This is a genomic window from Bradyrhizobium sp. 521_C7_N1_3 (assembly GCF_052075975.1).
GTDB lineage: Bacteria > Pseudomonadota > Alphaproteobacteria > Rhizobiales > Xanthobacteraceae > Bradyrhizobium > Bradyrhizobium japonicum.
In genome coordinates this window covers 3,305,256-3,320,668 of sequence record NZ_CP197232.1, presented here as the reverse complement: position 1 = coordinate 3,320,668, position 15,413 = coordinate 3,305,256, and the positions used below count along the sequence as shown (strand labels likewise).

18 protein-coding genes are annotated in these 15,413 nt (G+C 59.9%); 3 read left to right on the top strand and 15 right to left on the bottom strand.

The features are described from left to right. Positions 1 to 14: 14 nt before the first annotated feature. Entirely contained in the window at positions 15 to 476 is a 462-nt protein-coding gene (locus AB7008_RS15465; RefSeq protein ID WP_304493199.1) for a hypothetical protein, read from the bottom strand. Positions 477 to 757: 281 nt separating this feature from the next. On the opposite strand from AB7008_RS15465, the gene AB7008_RS15460 reads away from it, so the two are divergent. Next, positions 758 to 1,714, top strand: a complete 957-nt coding sequence (locus AB7008_RS15460) for a hypothetical protein (protein ID WP_304493198.1) — start codon at positions 758 to 760, stop codon at positions 1,712 to 1,714. 248 nt (positions 1,715 to 1,962) lie between these two features. Here the strand turns inward: AB7008_RS15460 and AB7008_RS15455 are convergent, their stop codons facing one another. The 6 genes from AB7008_RS15455 to AB7008_RS15430 all read right to left on the bottom strand — a co-directional run bounded on the left by AB7008_RS15455 (position 1,963) and on the right by AB7008_RS15430 (position 7,693). Beyond that, positions 1,963 to 3,174, bottom strand: coding sequence for a CaiB/BaiF CoA transferase family protein (locus AB7008_RS15455; protein ID WP_304494144.1), 1,212 nt, complete (start codon positions 3,172 to 3,174; stop codon positions 1,963 to 1,965). Positions 3,175 to 3,243: 69 nt separating this feature from the next. Further along, positions 3,244 to 3,702 carry a MaoC family dehydratase gene (locus AB7008_RS15450; RefSeq protein WP_304493197.1) on the bottom strand — a complete coding sequence of 153 codons (459 nt, stop codon included), beginning with the start codon at positions 3,700 to 3,702 and terminating at the stop codon, positions 3,244 to 3,246. Next, positions 3,702 to 4,664, bottom strand: coding sequence for a dihydrodipicolinate synthase family protein (locus AB7008_RS15445; RefSeq protein WP_304493196.1), 963 nt, complete (start codon positions 4,662 to 4,664; stop codon positions 3,702 to 3,704). The genes AB7008_RS15450 and AB7008_RS15445 overlap by 1 nt, the downstream gene beginning before the upstream one ends. 16 nt (positions 4,665 to 4,680) lie before the next feature. After that, on the bottom strand, positions 4,681 to 5,499 hold the full coding sequence (locus AB7008_RS15440; protein WP_441259009.1) for a carbohydrate ABC transporter permease: 819 nt from the start codon (positions 5,497 to 5,499) through the stop codon (positions 4,681 to 4,683). Then, positions 5,499 to 6,392 (bottom strand): carbohydrate ABC transporter permease, encoded by an 894-nt coding sequence (locus AB7008_RS15435; protein ID WP_028156561.1) that lies wholly within the window; start codon positions 6,390 to 6,392, stop codon positions 5,499 to 5,501. Before AB7008_RS15435 ends, AB7008_RS15440 begins: the two co-directional genes overlap by 1 nt. 32 nt (positions 6,393 to 6,424) lie before the next feature. Continuing rightward, positions 6,425 to 7,693 (bottom strand): extracellular solute-binding protein, encoded by a 1,269-nt coding sequence (locus AB7008_RS15430; RefSeq protein ID WP_441259008.1) that lies wholly within the window; start codon positions 7,691 to 7,693, stop codon positions 6,425 to 6,427. Between the two features lie 106 nt (positions 7,694 to 7,799). Between AB7008_RS15430 and AB7008_RS15425 the strand changes: the two genes are divergently transcribed. After that, the gene (locus AB7008_RS15425; RefSeq protein WP_049826273.1) at positions 7,800 to 8,876 is read left to right on the top strand and encodes a LacI family DNA-binding transcriptional regulator; all 1,077 of its coding nucleotides are present in this window, start codon (positions 7,800 to 7,802) and stop codon (positions 8,874 to 8,876) included. A gap of 15 nt (positions 8,877 to 8,891) precedes the next feature. Here AB7008_RS15425 and AB7008_RS15420 read toward each other — a convergent pair whose 3' ends face one another. The 3 genes from AB7008_RS15420 to AB7008_RS15410 all read right to left on the bottom strand — a co-directional run bounded on the left by AB7008_RS15420 (position 8,892) and on the right by AB7008_RS15410 (position 10,574). After that, complete coding sequence (locus tag AB7008_RS15420) at positions 8,892 to 9,656, bottom strand: SDR family NAD(P)-dependent oxidoreductase (RefSeq protein WP_028156558.1); 765 nt, start codon at positions 9,654 to 9,656, stop codon at positions 8,892 to 8,894. Positions 9,657 to 9,791: 135 nt separating this feature from the next. Further along, on the bottom strand, positions 9,792 to 9,926 hold the full coding sequence (locus AB7008_RS15415; RefSeq protein ID WP_304493194.1) for a hypothetical protein: 135 nt from the start codon (positions 9,924 to 9,926) through the stop codon (positions 9,792 to 9,794). Positions 9,927 to 9,965: 39 nt separating this feature from the next. After that, positions 9,966 to 10,574 (bottom strand): hypothetical protein, encoded by a 609-nt coding sequence (locus AB7008_RS15410; protein ID WP_304493193.1) that lies wholly within the window; start codon positions 10,572 to 10,574, stop codon positions 9,966 to 9,968. Positions 10,575 to 10,591: 17 nt separating this feature from the next. On the opposite strand from AB7008_RS15410, the gene AB7008_RS15405 reads away from it, so the two are divergent. Beyond that, positions 10,592 to 10,741 (top strand): hypothetical protein, encoded by a 150-nt coding sequence (locus tag AB7008_RS15405; protein ID WP_304493192.1) that lies wholly within the window; start codon positions 10,592 to 10,594, stop codon positions 10,739 to 10,741. Positions 10,742 to 11,392: 651 nt separating this feature from the next. On the opposite strand, the gene AB7008_RS15400 is transcribed toward AB7008_RS15405, so the two are convergent. Genes AB7008_RS15400 through AB7008_RS15380 form a run of 5 tightly spaced genes read right to left on the bottom strand, consistent with a single transcriptional unit; the run spans position 11,393 to position 15,397 of the window. Further along, positions 11,393 to 12,151, bottom strand: coding sequence for an SDR family NAD(P)-dependent oxidoreductase (locus AB7008_RS15400; protein ID WP_248881828.1), 759 nt, complete (start codon positions 12,149 to 12,151; stop codon positions 11,393 to 11,395). Positions 12,152 to 12,178: 27 nt separating this feature from the next. Beyond that, the gene (locus tag AB7008_RS15395; protein ID WP_014491742.1) at positions 12,179 to 12,889 is read right to left on the bottom strand and encodes an ABC transporter ATP-binding protein; all 711 of its coding nucleotides are present in this window, start codon (positions 12,887 to 12,889) and stop codon (positions 12,179 to 12,181) included. Next, the gene (locus tag AB7008_RS15390; RefSeq protein WP_304493191.1) at positions 12,889 to 13,635 is read right to left on the bottom strand and encodes an ABC transporter ATP-binding protein; all 747 of its coding nucleotides are present in this window, start codon (positions 13,633 to 13,635) and stop codon (positions 12,889 to 12,891) included. The genes AB7008_RS15395 and AB7008_RS15390 overlap by 1 nt, the downstream gene beginning before the upstream one ends. Next, a complete protein-coding gene (locus AB7008_RS15385; protein WP_441259007.1) occupies positions 13,632 to 14,513 on the bottom strand; it encodes a branched-chain amino acid ABC transporter permease in 882 nt (293 codons plus the stop codon). Before AB7008_RS15385 ends, AB7008_RS15390 begins: the two co-directional genes overlap by 4 nt. Continuing rightward, entirely contained in the window at positions 14,510 to 15,397 is an 888-nt protein-coding gene (locus AB7008_RS15380; RefSeq protein WP_304493189.1) for a branched-chain amino acid ABC transporter permease, read from the bottom strand. Before AB7008_RS15380 ends, AB7008_RS15385 begins: the two co-directional genes overlap by 4 nt. Positions 15,398 to 15,413 lie beyond the last annotated feature (16 nt).

The window sequence follows — 15,413 nt, the reverse complement described above, 5'->3', positions numbered from 1 at the left end:
GAGGGATCTTGGGGCTAGCTCTGACATCCCGTTGACAGGTTCAATGCCTTGAACAGGCCATCGAAGACACCTGACCGGCAGGGCTTGACCTCCGCGACTGGTCCGGCGCGCTGAGCATTCACAATTGCCTTGGACGTTCCCTGCCTGGGCCGAGGTCTGGGCAGCATGACCGCGAATTTTCTCCCGCTGGCGGCGCGCTGGCGTGGCGCGATGATCTTCAAAGGCTCTTGCGCAACAATCGCTGTTTGATCCGGCGGTGGCATCGGTTTGCTCAAGGAGACCGGCTGCGGAGGCGCTTCAAATTGCATGTGCGGGATTTCGAGCCGGTCTGCCGTCGTCAGCGTATCGGCTGAGACGCGTAACCCGACGGTCGCCTGAACGGGCGGCGCGTTCACAGGCTTTGTCATGCGCGGCGCCGTCTCGAGCTCCATCACCGCGAGTGTACCGAAGCCAACGAGGATGAGAGCCGCCTTCATCTGATTTTACGCTTTCCGAACGCGACGCCTCGTTCAAAGCCTGCCGAAAAATGAGCTCCCGTAAATCGGCGACCGATTGCAGACATCCAATAAGGCGGCTTGGCGGCAGAACTGAACCAGCCGGCGCGGCTACGGGACAAGATCAGAGACAGGGTTAACGCGGGTCATGCGAACCGGTCCTCATACGGAGTGCTCGCTGTCGCCCACCGACTGGCATCTGGGGCCCCCCTCGAGCTTGCAATGTGCTAATCTGAGGCGGCACTCAGCCTGGACGGTGCACCGTGACCGATGGTCGTCACCCGGCATGGACCGAGGAAAGCCGCCTCCGCGGTGCGCTCGACGACGTGATCATCATCCCGCTTGTTGTCGTCGCGCTCGCCACGAACAAGATCCTGCGTTTCGTTCTTGCGATCTTGATGCGGATGCTTGACTACGCCTTCCCTTTTGCGATGCAGATTGTCTGGCTTCCGCTGTTCGCGGCCAGGGTTGTCGGCGATGTCATCGTGACTGTCATCGATGGCGCGGTGCGCTTGCTTCCTCTATCCGCGGCGAAGCGTCGGCAGTGGGGTCGGTCGATTCGCCGAAACTGGTTGTGGTTCCGGCGGAAGATCAGCTATCGGGCGTTCGAGCAAGCGGTGCATGATGCCTTTGAGAGCGGCATGGCATGGGTATTCAGAACATGCCGACATCTCACGCCGACCGCCGCATTGCTCGTGATCCTGTGCGCGGTGCTTTGGCTGCCGATCTCTTTCGCGGCGGCAACGGCGATGCATGCGGTATTGTTTGCCAAGGTCACGTCCTGGCCAGCCTGGATGCAACTCCTGCATCCGCTCGCAACGGTCATCGCGAAGAGCAAGCTTCTGGTGCTACCGGTCTATCCGGCAGCCTGGCCCCAGGCCAGAAAGCACCCGCTCGTTCAGCTCATCTTCAGGGGCTATGACATCATCAAGCGCGCGCATCTGATCAGAAAGGTCGGCCTTCGCTATCGGCAGGCAGAGATCGCCGGGACCGCGGCGGTTGAGAGGCTCGAGCGCATTGCCGGCCTCACGTCGGCGGTGCGGTGGTTGCGCGAGGCACACGTCGCAGAACATCTCGGCGTCGAGAAGCCCACTCAGGAATTGCGTTCGTTCTTCGCGCGATGGTCCATCAAGTTCTCGGCTGAATATTACGAAGCGAAGGAACGGCAAGCCCCGGGCGTCCCATCATCAAACAGCAGCAAGCCGCAAACGCCGAGTTGATCATCAATCGCCAACGGTCCCACCGTACCGCCGTCGCTGCCCGATCTCCCTTCAACAGGCAGCGGACTGCGCCAGTTCCAAATAATGCAACGGAGAAGGCTATTTGACGAGCAATGGTCGCGCAAGCGCTTCGAGAGTGACTTTCTCCGAGGCACCGCGGCTGCTGCCATTAGCATGTACGACTAATCTCAACTTGTTACAGTCGAGCGTCCCGCGGCCATCGATTTTGCGTCGGGAATGGGGTGTCCTCATTCAGCCGCATCATTCAGCGGCGTGCCCATTCCAACCGTTCCGCCTTCCACCAACGCCCGGGTTTGCTGGGCGCTATATCCAAGTTCATTCAGGATTTCCTCGCTCTGCGCGCCCAGCGGTTGCGGAGCCAATCGTACGCCCGGCCGTTCACCATCGTATTTGATCGGATGGGTCGTCAGTTTGATCGGCTGGCCGCTCGCGGCGGATGCAATGGTCGTGATGTGGCCGGCCGCAACGACCTGAGGGTCGCGCGCCATTTGCCCGTAGTCGTTGACGGCGGCGAACCAGAAATCATGACTGGTGAGTCGCGCCTCGAGCTCAGCAACGCTGAACTTGGTCGTGTGTTTTGCGACCAATTTCGAAATCTCGCCCTTGCGCGAAAACAACTCATGTTCACCGATCTGCGCAAGCTCGGGACATTCCAACACCTCGGCCAGTCCTGCCAGCGTCACCCGCGAGAGCGCGATATGTCCGTCGGCAGCCGGGTAAATTCCATAAGGGGCCTGCATCAGCCAACCCGATACGTATTCTTCCTGCCGCATCGATTTCGGCGGGTGTTGGCTATTCAAATACGCGACGATGGCCTCGGTCTGAATGTCGATGGCGGCACCGAGCAAGGTTGCCTCGACTCGGCATCCCTGGCCGGTGCGCGCATGCCGAACCAATGCGGCCAAAATGCCATTGGCCAGCAATGCCGCGCCGTGATGGTCCACAGCAGAACAGCCGACGGCCCGCGCATCACCCTCACCTTTTCCGGTGGCCGCAGCCAATCCGGAGATCGCCTGCAGTAGCAGATCCTGCCCGGCTCGCTCCTTGTACGGTCCATCGACGCCATAACCCGTCGCCGACGCATAGATAATGTCCGGGCGCAGCTTTTTCGCGTCTTCGAATCCGAGACCTAAACGGTCCATCACGCCGGGCCGAAAGTTCTCGATCACGACATGCGATTGCGCGATCAGCCGATGAGCGATCTCGCGACCCTCGTCAGATCGCAGATTGAGCGCGATGCTTCGCTTGTTCCGGTTGGCGCAGGCAAATAGCATCGATTCGCCTTCGACGAAACTCTCGCCTCCGCTCCAATGCCGTTGAAACGCGCCATCTGTCTGTTCGACAGCCACCACGTCGGCACCGAGGTCGGCCAGAAACTGCACGCCCAGCGGGCCCATCAGGAAGTGGTGAAAGGCGACGATCTTTATTCCATCAAGCATCAGAGTCACTTTGCGATACTCCCTTCCATCGTCATCCGGCCGCACGCCGGATGACGCCCACGACTTGCCTCAGCTTCGTGGTACCCATTTCAGAATGTGCTGACCGACGGCGACGATCTTGCCGTTGTCATTGGTAATCGTGACGTCGGAGACAGCCCTGCGCTTCTCAAGATCGATGCTGGCGACTTCATACCTGACGGTGATGGTGTCGCCGATGAACACGGGCGCGATGAAGCGGATCCGGTCGTAGCCCAGCGACACCGGGCTTTCGGAAATGCTGTCCCGCGCCGCCCGCTCGGCGACCATCGTCGAGGTCGTCGACATGAAGCCGACCAGCATCGCGCCATGTGCCATCCGCTTTCCATAGGCGGTCCTGCGCATCTCGGCTTCGTTGATGTGGTTGGGCGAGAAGTCACCCGTCAAACCCGCATACAGATAGATGTCAGATTCGCTGATCGTCTTGCTGAACTCGGCAAAATCCCCGAGCTTGACGTAGAACTTTTCCGCCTCGGCACCGATATCCGACATTACGCAACCTTGGCGTAGGCGTTTTCGGCACGAAGGCCAGACAGATCGATGAAGTGCCTGACCTTCTCGATCTCCTCCTGGGTCAGCTTGACCAGCGGCGGGCGGACTACGGCCCGCTCGAGGCGACCGAGCATGACCAACGCTTCCTTCATGCGGTTGTGCTGATCGAACAGCGGCGAGTCGTAGAAGGCTCTCACGGTCGGGAAAATCCGATCGTTGACTTCACGCGCCTTGTCCATCTTGCCCGCCTGCACCGCCTGGAACAGCGCGACCTGCAGATTGGCGATGACGCTCCCTGCACCGGAGAGAATGCCCTGGCAGCCCAGCGCAAGCGATCCCAACAGCCAGGTGCTGTGCGTGGTCAGAACGTTCACCGGGTTCTCCAGAGCCGCCAGCTCGCGGATATGACGCTCGTGCACCTTGCCGTCGCCATACTGGTCCTTGATGGCGCAGATTTGCGGATAGCGCTGGCACAGTTCGAGCAGTGTCTCGAGCGGATAGCTGAGTCGGGACAAGAACGGATACTGGAACGCGATGATGGGCAGGTCGCTCGCGCCGCAGATATACTTGAAGTGCTCGATGATGCTCGCCGGCCTCATGTGGCCTTCGAGACCGAGAATATCGGGCGGGAAGACCAGCAGCGCGTCGGCGCCTTCGTCCTGGGCCATGCGCGCCAGTCTCGCAGCCTGCATGCTCGAGTTGGTGAAGACGCCGATCACCGTGGGCACGCGATCGCCGAGAACTTCCTTCGTCACCGCTGCCACGCGGCGTTGCTCGTCGAAAGTGAGCGAGGACACCTCGCCGGCATGACCGTTGGCACAGACCGCGCTGATGCCGGCGACGGAGGCAATATCCTTCAGGTGACCGCGAAACGCTGTTTCATCGATCGAAAGATCTTCCTTGAACGGTGTCAGGCATGCCGGAATGACGCCCTTGGCCGTGAATTTTGAAGTGTGAGACATGAGGTTCTCCTTGGTTCTAACGTCTGACGCCGGCCATCGAAATTCCGGCGATAACCTGTCGTTTCAGGATGAGAAAAACGATGAGCGCTGGAATCGTCGCCATGAACGATCCCGCCATCATCAGGTCGTATTGAATGTCTGACGCCGCCACGAGCGTCTTGAGCCCGATTGGGAGCGTGCGCACGCCCGAGCGCTGCAGCGCGACCAGCGACCAGAAAAACTCGTTCCAGGAAAAAATGAAGATGAAGATCGCGAGCGCGCCATAGGCCGGCAGCGAGACGGGAATGATGATGTGCCAGAGAATTCGCAAGTGACCGCAGCCGTCGATCTTGGCAGCCTCTTCGAGATCCGTCGGGATATTGATGAAGAACTGCCTTAGCAAGAACAGGCTCACCGGCAGCGCCGACAGCGGGAGCGCCACGGCCAGGAACGTGTTGAGGATCCCCATGTCCTTGACCAGGAAGAACAGCGGGATGGAATTGATCTCCCACGGAATGAACATGGCGCAGAGCAGGGTCGCAAACACTACGTCGCGCCCGACCCACCGCAGTCTCGCCAGCGAATAGGCCGCCAGTGTCGTCACCACGATGGTGATGACAGTCGCGAGCAGAGCGACCTGGAGCGAGTTCGCGAGCCAGAGGAAGAACGGCCGGCGATCCAACAGTGCCCAGAAATGCTCGAACGTGATCTGTGACGGCACCCAGTTGGGGGTAAAGCTCATGACCTCGGAGGTCGGCTTCACCGCCGTGATCGCCATCCAGATGATGGGGATGATCCAGACGAGCGCCAACGCATAATACGCAGCGCATTTCAGGGCTGAAATGGGATGCTTCATCAGTTGAGCTCCGAGCGCAGCCCGAGCCAGCGGATCATCGTCATGCTGATCGAGAACACGATCGCGAACAGGATGAAACCGACGGCGGCGGCCTGACCGAAATTGAACGACTCGAATGCCGTTCGGTACATGTAGAGCGCCAGGACCTCCGACGACGTTCCCGGGCCGCCATTCGTCATCACCAGAACCTGGCCCAGCATGCACAGCCCCGAGACCAGTGTGAGAATCCCAGCGAACAGAATGGTCGGCTTCATCAGCGGCAGCGTGATCAGACAGAACTGTTGCCATGGCGTCGCGCCGTCCAGCGTCGAGCTTTCATAGAGCTCCTCCGGAATAGCGTTGAGCCCCGCCCGGAAGATGATCATCCGGTATCCCGAGAGCCACCAGGCCGAGACAAAGGCAATCGTCGGAATCACAAGGTAGGGATTGTTGAGGAATTCGGGCGAAGGCAGCCCGACTGCACGAATGTAATACGGGATGATCCCGACATTCGGATCGAGCAGAAAGTTCCAGACGATGCCGACAACAGAAACGTTCAGCAAGTACGGAAAGAACAGCGAACCCTCGACAAAGCCCGAGCCCCGGAATTTCGCGTGCTTGAGCATCAGCGCGAACGCCATTCCCAAAATCAGCGTCAGCGGGATCGCCCAGGCCGCATAAATGAACGTGTTCTTCAGCGCGTTCAGGAAGCGGGCATTGCTGAACAGCTCGACGTAGTTGCCGAAGCCGATGAAACGGGAACTACCGAGCGGATCCCATTTATGCAGACTGATGTAGAAGCCGTAGCCGACAGGCAGGACTGCAAACGTCACCCACAACACGAGATAGGGCAGAAGAAAAAGGATGCCGGCAACCAGATCCCGCTTGTCGGCATCATTCGCAGAATTTCGCATCGCTCGACGCCGGACCCGGCGCCCCTCTGTTGTCAGGAAGCGGCCAGGACCTTGTTTACTTCGACTTCGGCCTTATCCAGGGCATCCTTGACGCTCATCGTCCCGTTGAAAGCCTGTTGCGTGAACGGTTCGACGGCCAGATCGACATCGGTGATTTTCGGATGGCGCGGTTCAGCCTGGATGATCCCCTTGGCCGCCGCGTCGGAGAACGTCTTGAGCTGCTTGGCCCACACCTTGCTCTCATGAAGCTTCGGATCGGAAATCGCAGCGTTGAGCAATGGCACGGCGCCGCCGAGCTGGCCCCAGGTCGAGTAGAACGGCAGAAAAGCCTTCAGGAACTTTGCGCTGGCCTGAAGCTTTGCGGCTGTCTCCTTTCCTTCCGGCTGCTTCGGCAGCACGATCAGGTGATAGCCGCCCCAGGAGACCTGCTTTTCGAAGAACTTGGGCGGCATGAAGCAGCCATAGTCGATCTTCGATTTCTCCAGCGTCAGATAGAACCAGGTGCCGTTTTGCAGCATGCCGAGCTCGCCGGCAAGGAACTGGTTGATGCCGTTGGTGCCCGGCTTGTTCCAGCCACGCTTTCCGACCATGTCGACAAGGTATTGCAGCGCTTCGCGCCCCTTGTCGGTGTTGAAGCTTGCCTTGCCGTTCTCGATGTAGGTGCCGTTGGCGCCCCATAGGAGCGCAAGCCAGGCGCGGCGGATGAAGCGGGTCTCACCGCTCAAGGCCGGATGGAAGGCGATCTTGCCGCTCTTCGTGATCGCTTCGCAGGCGGCCTCGAATTCCTCACGCGTCTGCGGAGCATGCTCGGGATCGAGCCCTGCTTTCTTGAAAACGTCCTTGTTGTAGTAGATGCCGAAACCATTCTGATCGAGCGGCAGGCCCAGCGGCTTTCCACCGACCAGCGAAATATTCCACTGCGCGAAGTCGGCCGGCTTGCCGATTTGATCGAGCAGATTGCCGCCGGGCGTATCGGTGATGTCGTAAAGGACCTTGGCGACCGACTCGTAGCGGAAGTCGTCGACAATGCCGAGTTGCGGCGCCTCGCCGGCGACGACCGAATTGTAAAGTTGGGCGTAATATTCAGTCCAGCCACCCTGGGTCAGGTCGATCGCGTAATCGGGATTGCTAGCCCGTATGTTCTTGACGATCGTTTCCATGGCGTCGGCGTCGCCGCCATGGAAGAGAGTGTTGAACCAGATTTTGGTAGAAGCAGCGGCTGCCGTTGGCGGCATACCCATCGCCCCTAACCCTCCCAGTCCAAGCAGGCTTGCCGTCTTCAGAAAATCTCGCCTGTCCACGACGCTTCCCTCCATTTTTGAATTTATTATGTAATGGATTACATCACTGGGCGACCCGCGTCAAGCATTGTGGTAAGAGTGCCGAACTGGCATCGAGATTCTCTCTATGAGCGAACGGTTGGTCGAAAAAAGACGGCGGCGGGCCGTCAAATTGACGGGCAGCTTGAACAACGCAACGACAAGCGACGTTGCGAGGCTGGCCGAGGTTTCGACCGCGACGGTTTCGCGGACGCTGAACACGCCCAACCTCGTCCGACCAGAAGTGAGAGAGCGGGTCGAAGCCGCGATTGAAAAGCTCGGCTTCATTCCGAACGATTCCGCGCGCGCCTTGCGGCAAAACAAGACGCGCCTGATCGGCGTAGTCGTTCCAACTCTCAGCTACGCGCTATATGCAGAGTTCTACCAGAAGCTCCAGGAAGCTTTGGCCAGGCACGGATTTTTCGCCCTGCTCGCCACCAGCGAATACGACCTCCATGTCGAGGCGGAGCAGGCCATTCGGCTCATCCGGCAGGGCGCGCAGGGCTTGGTGCTGGTTGGAAAGGTCCGCGAGAAGCGTCTGTCGGATTTTCTGGCTGCCTCGCGCGTTCCCACCGTCAACACCTATGTCGTCGATCCGACCGATAACACCAACAATGTTGGGTTCGACAACGTCAAGGCGATCGAGAGTGCAGTGGATCATCTGATTGCACTCGGGCATCGCCGCATAGCTATGCTTTCGGGCATTACAACGCGACGTAACGACCGCGCCCTGGCGCGGCGGCGGGGCTATGAAGCCACCATGCAGAGAAATGGACTTGAGACCGAAGGTTGGGTCGAGGAGGCGCCCTACACCATTGCAGGCGGCAGGTCCGCGCTGCGTAGCATGCTTGATCGTGCGCTCGAACCTACGGCGCTCGTTTGCGGCAGCGACATGCTCGCCATAGGCGCCTTGCAAGAATGCAAGACGCGATCAATCAACGTCCCAAAAGATCTGTCGATCATGGGCTTCGACGATCTGGAAATTGCGGCGCATCTCGACCCGCCGTTAAGCACGGTGGAAGTCCCCTCCAAGGAGATGGGCATTACGGCAGCCGAATGCATCGTCGGCCTTTGCCTGGGCACGGAGTTGCCGTCCCGAACCGTCTTCGAAACCGGCCTCGTCATCCGCAGCACAACAGCGCCGCCGCGCGCACCGTCGCGGTAGCGAGCCTATTGGGCGTCAGTTCATCCAAAGACCACCGGTTACGTTGATCGCTTGTCCGGTCATGTAGGCCGCATCATCCGACAACAGGAACAGGATGACACCGGCAACGTCGTCCGGCACGGCCATGCGGCCCATCGGGATCAAATGCAGCCGGTCCTTGGCAGTCGAAAGCCCGCGCGCCAGCGATTGCGCATCCGCTTCTGCTCTCATTTGAGTATGCTCGACCGGACCGGGGCAAACCGAATTTACGGTAATCCCAAGATCGGCAACCTCCTTCGCCAGGCTTTGAGTCAGACCGACGATCCCGAATTTCGAAGCCGCGTAAGGCCCGTGCCCGGCCATTCCGGCCTTCGCTAGCCAGGACGCGACATTGACGATGCGACCGCTTCGTTGCGCGATCATCTTGCGGACGACCGCTTGGCACATCAGAAACGTGCCATCGAGATTGACCGACAGGATCCGGCGCCAATCAGCGAAACTACATTCCGCGATCCGGTCGAGATGATCTATTCCGGCCGAATTGATCAGATAGTCAATTCGCGATGTGACCTTGCTGATTTGCTCGATCGACGATCGAACGCTCTCCTCGCTTCCGATATCCACGACAACAGCATGAAGCGGCTCGCCTTCGCTTGCTGCCTTCAAACGCGCCAGCGCCGCTTCGTCGCGGTCGAGCGCGAAAACTGCCACTCCCTGCGATAGCAGCCGCCTAACACAGGCCTTTCCGATCCCTGATGCCGAACCGGTTATGACGGCCACCTTGCGGTCCAACGATGTCATGGAAAGTTCCTATTTTGTAATGCATTACATTTCTAGTGGGATACTTGAGCATGAGCAAGCAGGAATCCTCTGAAAGTTTCAGCTTTACCGAAGCCGACAAGAAAGCGCGCGGATCTCAGCACAGAAGGAGTTGGCTCAGATCGCCGAGGTGGAGCAGCCCAGCGTGCGCTGTTCGCGCAGTCGCTGCCGCGGCATCTCCACCGCGAGGTAGTCATGCGCGACGTCGGCCGGCACACCATGCCGGCGCAACTCCGAGAGGATATAGTTCATGCCCGCAGGCGTGCAGTGATCGACGCCTCGCCTCTGGCGCTACAAAGTGATCCCCGCATGCCGATCCTTGAAAGGCTCACTGAGCAAGCCGGCCAGCCTTAAACCTTCCAGGATGCCCTCTAACCGCTGCTCCTGGATCATCGCGGCAAGCAGTGTGACGGCCCCGGCTCGGTCGACCGTGAAGCGAACCTCGCGGGAACGTTGGATCAAAACGTCGGCGAGACTTGGAATATCCACTTCGTGATGGCGCAGGGACGACACCGCCTCGTCCGCGAGATAGGTTGCCAAATCCGCATTCGGTATCGGTTCAGGACCGGTATCCCCTTCAACGCGTTCCGTGGCAGCGCGACGGATCAGCTTACTTTGCCGCTGCGTTTCCATCCAGAGCATGAATACCGCGTCCGCAAGCTTCTCGCGCGGCAGGGATCTTAGTGCGGCAATGCGGGCTTGGAGGTCCCCGGAACCTACCTGGCTGCCACGCGATCGCTGCGCGTTCGTCCCCGCCCCACTCTTTTGTTCTCGAACCATCGTCATGCCCTCCGGCGGAGCGATATATCCGCCGAGCGATCCGAGCGAAAGCGCAAACTGATGCGCCCGACCGCGATCTTGATAGCCGTCTGTCAGGAAAAGCAGATCCAAATCGATCATCGGTCACCGATGAAGAGTTGGCTGAAGCGATCCGGGACCGTTTCACTCACATGAACGAAATCGCCTATCGCGAAATGGTCAAGTTGGCGACCGAGGCAGCACTAGAAACCTACGATCGGGTCGTATCGTCCATCGTCAAGCGGTCGCGCGTTCGGCTGCGCAACTGAAGCCGCTTTGCACACTCGGAAGGTCGCTCTCTTGACTTGGCGCACATACCGTTGCGCCGCTTGCGGCCGGTGTCACGGCTCGGATGAGCGTGGACTCTCACTAGGGAAGCGACCCCGGCAGGGGCTGGCAAGCGCCGGGGCCGCTCCATCCCTCGTGAAGCACGCCCCGCCGAGCGCAAGCCAAGCATACTGGAGAAATCGATAAGGGAGGACTTTGTCGGCGCGGCAGCCTGTCGCACCAGACAGTTGACCTAAATCAACCCGCAAGCCTCGACCGATCTCTAGGTCAAGGTTCCTGAGGTTTTAGTTGTCCAGCGGTAACAGCTAGTCTCGTTCGTTACGCGACGCAGCGATTCTATTTGCGGCGCAAAAACCTCGGGCGTAGCTTTGTCGAAGCCGGGGCTGGATCATATTTCACGTATTTTTTTGACCCGGCGGGGCCGCAGCGTCGCAAGCCGCTGCGGCCTTTTTGCGAACAGGCTGCAACGGGCGAGCACCGTTCGAGTTGCAAGACGATGGTTCCGCATTGTCCACGGCCTGGCAACTGCACAAGCGATGGGCGACCACCAGGCTGCATATTCTTGACGACGCCGGTCACGGCGGTGGCAATGGGTTCATGCCTTCGATCTGACAAATATTCACGAACCTGACCTAGTGCGAGAAGCGTCGCGCACCTCCGTCAACGTGGATTACCTGGCCCGTGATGTAACGGGCAAGCGGCGAGGCAAGAAAGGCGACAAGCACTGCGAGATCTTCCGGCTCGCCGATATAGCCAGCAGGACAATTCTCCGCGACCCATTTGCGCTGAGATTCCTCGGTCGGCAATAATTTCTGATCGATCTGCTCGGAGTGAAGCCGGCCGGGCGGGATCGAATTGACCGTGATCCCATCCTTGCCGACAACACGGGAAAGCGACTTTGCCCAGATATGGGTGGCTCCATTGGGCGGAATGCCACCATTCAACGCCAGCGGCTCATCGCCTCCGGTCAGATTGATGATCCGACCGAATTTCTGAGCCTGCATCATGGGCACGAAGGCATGGGCGAGCTCCCGACCGGCATGAAAATTAAGCGCCATAGCCTCATCCCATTGCTGACGCGTGCCTAGGCCGTCGAAGGGCCGCGAACCGCCGGCATTGTTGACGAGGATGTCGAGGCGGCCGAAAGCGGCGAGCACTTCATCTCTGATACGCGCGGGCGCGTCATGCTGCGTGATATCTGCGACGATGATCAACGGCCGCTCGTATCCAGAAGCCGCGATCTCGTCCGCCGCAATTCTTAGGCGGTCTTCTCGCCGGGCCACGATGGCAAGGCGACACCCTTCTTCGGCAAGCATCTGCGCGATCGCACGACCGAGGCCGACGCTGGCACCGGTGACAAGCGCGACCTTGCCGGCGAGCTTGAGATCCATGGTTTTCCCTTTTTTGCCGTGACGAACTCAAAGTCCGAGATAGGCCTTTCTGACCCGATCATCGTTTTGGAGAGCGGCGGCAGGGCCCTCGATCGCGATCCTGGCGTGCTCCAGCACGTAAGCGTACTGCGCCTGCTTGAGGGCCAGGGCGACATTCTGCTCGACGAGCAGAATGCCGATGCCTTGTGCCACAATCTGGCCGATGACAGCCATGACCTGCTTGACCACAATGGGAGCCAGGCCGAGCGAGGGCTCGTCGAGCAGCAGGTAGCGAGGCCTCGACATCAGGCCGCGCGCGATTGCGCACATCTGTTGCTCGCCGCCAGACAGCGACCCAGCCTGCTGGCCAAGCCGCTCCTTTAACCGGGGAAAAATGGAAAGGACCCGGTCAAGCGCGTCCTTCTCGTGCCCCCTCGCCCGCGGCGCGTAGCTTCCGAGTTCAAGATTCTCGCGCACGCTCATGAAGGCGAAGAGTTGGCGACCCTGCGGAACATGGGCGATGCCCGCCTCGACGCGTTCATGAGCCGGCATACGCGTAATATCGATGCCTTCGAGCCGGACCGTACCGCTGGAGACATTCGCTTGCAGGCCGGAGATCGCGTTCAACGTGGTGGTCTTCCCCGCACCATTGGCGCCGAGCAATGCAGCAACGCTGTTGGCTGATACCGAACATGTGACGCCGCGTAATACGGTAACGTCGCCATAGCCGGCACTGAGATCGGTTACATCGAGCGCCATCAGTCGTCGCTTCCGAGATAAGCTGCCACTACAGCGGGGTCTCGCACCACTACCTCCGGCTTGCCCTCGGCGATTTTGCGTCCGTAGTCGAGCACTACGACCTTGTCGGCGAGCGACATCACGGCATGTAGATTGTGCTCGATCATGATGACGGCGAGACCGTCCTGATGCGCGAAGCTGCGGATCAAATGAATGCTCTCGTTGATTTCCGAAGCATTGAGCCCGGCGAGTATCTCATCAAGCAGTAACATCTTGGGTTCGATCGAGAGAGCGCGCGCGAGTTCTAGCCGCTTGCGGGACTCCAAGGTCAGACTGCCCGCCTGCTGGTCGAGCAACGAACGCATGCCGACGCGGCCGATGATCTCCGCGGCCTTTTCGCGTGCCGTCGCCAGCGGATAGTTCAGCAGCGCGCCGACGGTGACGTTCTCATGCACCGTCAGGCTGACGAGGGGCTTGACGATCTGGAACGTACGGCCAATGCCCGCGCGGGCGCAGACACTTGCAGAAGCACCGGTAATGTCCTGGCCGGCGAAACTGACGGTGCCGGAATCGGGCCCGAGTTGACCGCTCAGGATGTTGAACAGTGATGTCTTGCCGGCGCCATTGGGCCCGATGAGCCCAACGATCTCGCGGTCGGCGACATTCAGCGACACCTCGTTCACGGCGACTAGGCCGCCAAAGCGGCGTACAAGCCCGCTGGCGCGCAGCAGTTCCTCACCCACAGATCGGCTGGCCGTGTCCATCATGTGGGGCGCCATGCCTTGAGTGTGCCGACGATACCCCTGGGCGCCAACAGCACGGTCCCGAGAAGCACGGCGCCATAGATCATTAGCCGGGGCCCGCCGCCAAAGAACTGGCTCAGCACCCCGTCGAGCGGCGTCATCACCAGCGAACCCACGATCGGGCCGAGCGGTGTGCCAAGCCCGCCAATGATGCTCAGAAGCGCGATCTGCACTGAAATGTTGATCGAGAACACGCTCGGCGGATCGAGGAACAGGATGTACTGGGCATAGAAGAAGCCGCCGACGGCTGTGAGCGCAGCACTTATCATGGTGACGATCAACTTTACCCTGACCGTCTTGATACCCATGCTGGCCGCCGTTGCCTCGTCGTCGCGAACAGCGATCAGATAGAGGCCGAGCCTGCCGCGATGCATCCAGCGGGTGATCCCGTAGACCGTCATCATCAGCGCGAAGGCCGCGACGAGATAAGCCCACCGCGAGCTGAAGATGAATGTAGAGATACCTGGTTGGAACGGGATCGCGATGCCGCTTGGGCCGCGGGTGAGATCGCTCCAGTTATTGGCGACGATTTCCATCGCGATCGGGAAGACCAGCGTTGCGAGCGAGAAGAATGCTCCCCGCAGCCGAAAGCAAGGCCAGCTGATCGCGACGGCAAGCCCGGTCGTAACAAAGATACCAGCGATCAAGCCAAGCCAGGGCGAAACACCGTATCTGGTGAAGGCGATCGCGGTGATGTAGGCGCCGATGCCAAAAAAAGCCGACTGCCCGAGCGACACCAGTCCGCCATAACCCGCCATCAAATTCCAGGCTCCGGACAGCGCCGCCCAGAGACAGGTCATCACGGCGATGTTGAGGTAGTAGTCATTGAAGAACGCGCTCATTTGGTGCCGACCTCTTCCATGCCAGCGCGGCCGAATAGTCCCTGAGGACGGATCAACAGAATCAGAATGAACAGCACGAGCGCGATGACGTCCTTGAGTTCGACCGAGACGTAGAAGCCTGTCAGCGTCTGGGTGACGCCAATGATCAGCCCTCCGACCATAGCGCCGGCGACGCTGCCAAGCCCTCCGAGAACGACGACGACAAAGGCAGTGATGATCAGGTCGACCCCCGCGGTCGGAAACGTATAGAACATCGGCGTCAGGATGCAGCCGGCCACCGCCGCGCAGGCAACGCCGGCGCCGAACGCCAGCCGGTTCAGCCGCTCCGTGTTCACGCCCATCAGCGAAGCTGCATAGCGGTTCTGAACCATGGCGCGCAGCGCCTTGCCGTCGCGCGAGAGTTGGAGAAACGCGATCAACGCCCCTGCCATCAGAAAGGCGACGATGAAGGCGTAGAGTGAGCTCACTGAGATGGCGACATTCCCAACGACAAGGGATTGCGAGGAATAGGCCGTCTGAACCGAACGATAGTCGGGGCCCCAGAACGTAAGAGCAATGTTCTGGAGCACCACCGAGAGTCCGAAGGTCGCGAATATCTGCATCGCATGCGGCGCCTGCAGGATCGGCTTGATCACCACGCGTTCGGCGAGCAGGCCGAGACCGAACAGGACGGGCGTGACGATGAGGATCGACACATAGGGATCGATTCCCCATAGCGCGTTGAGCCAGAAGGCGCCGAACATGGCGAGCATGATGAACTCGCCCTGCGCGAAATTGACGATTCGCAGGACACCAAAGATCAATGTCAGGCCGATCGATAGCAATCCGTAGACACCGCCGATGAGCAGGCCCGAGACCAGCAATTGAGGAAGGATGTCCAGCATCTCGTATCCAGGCTAT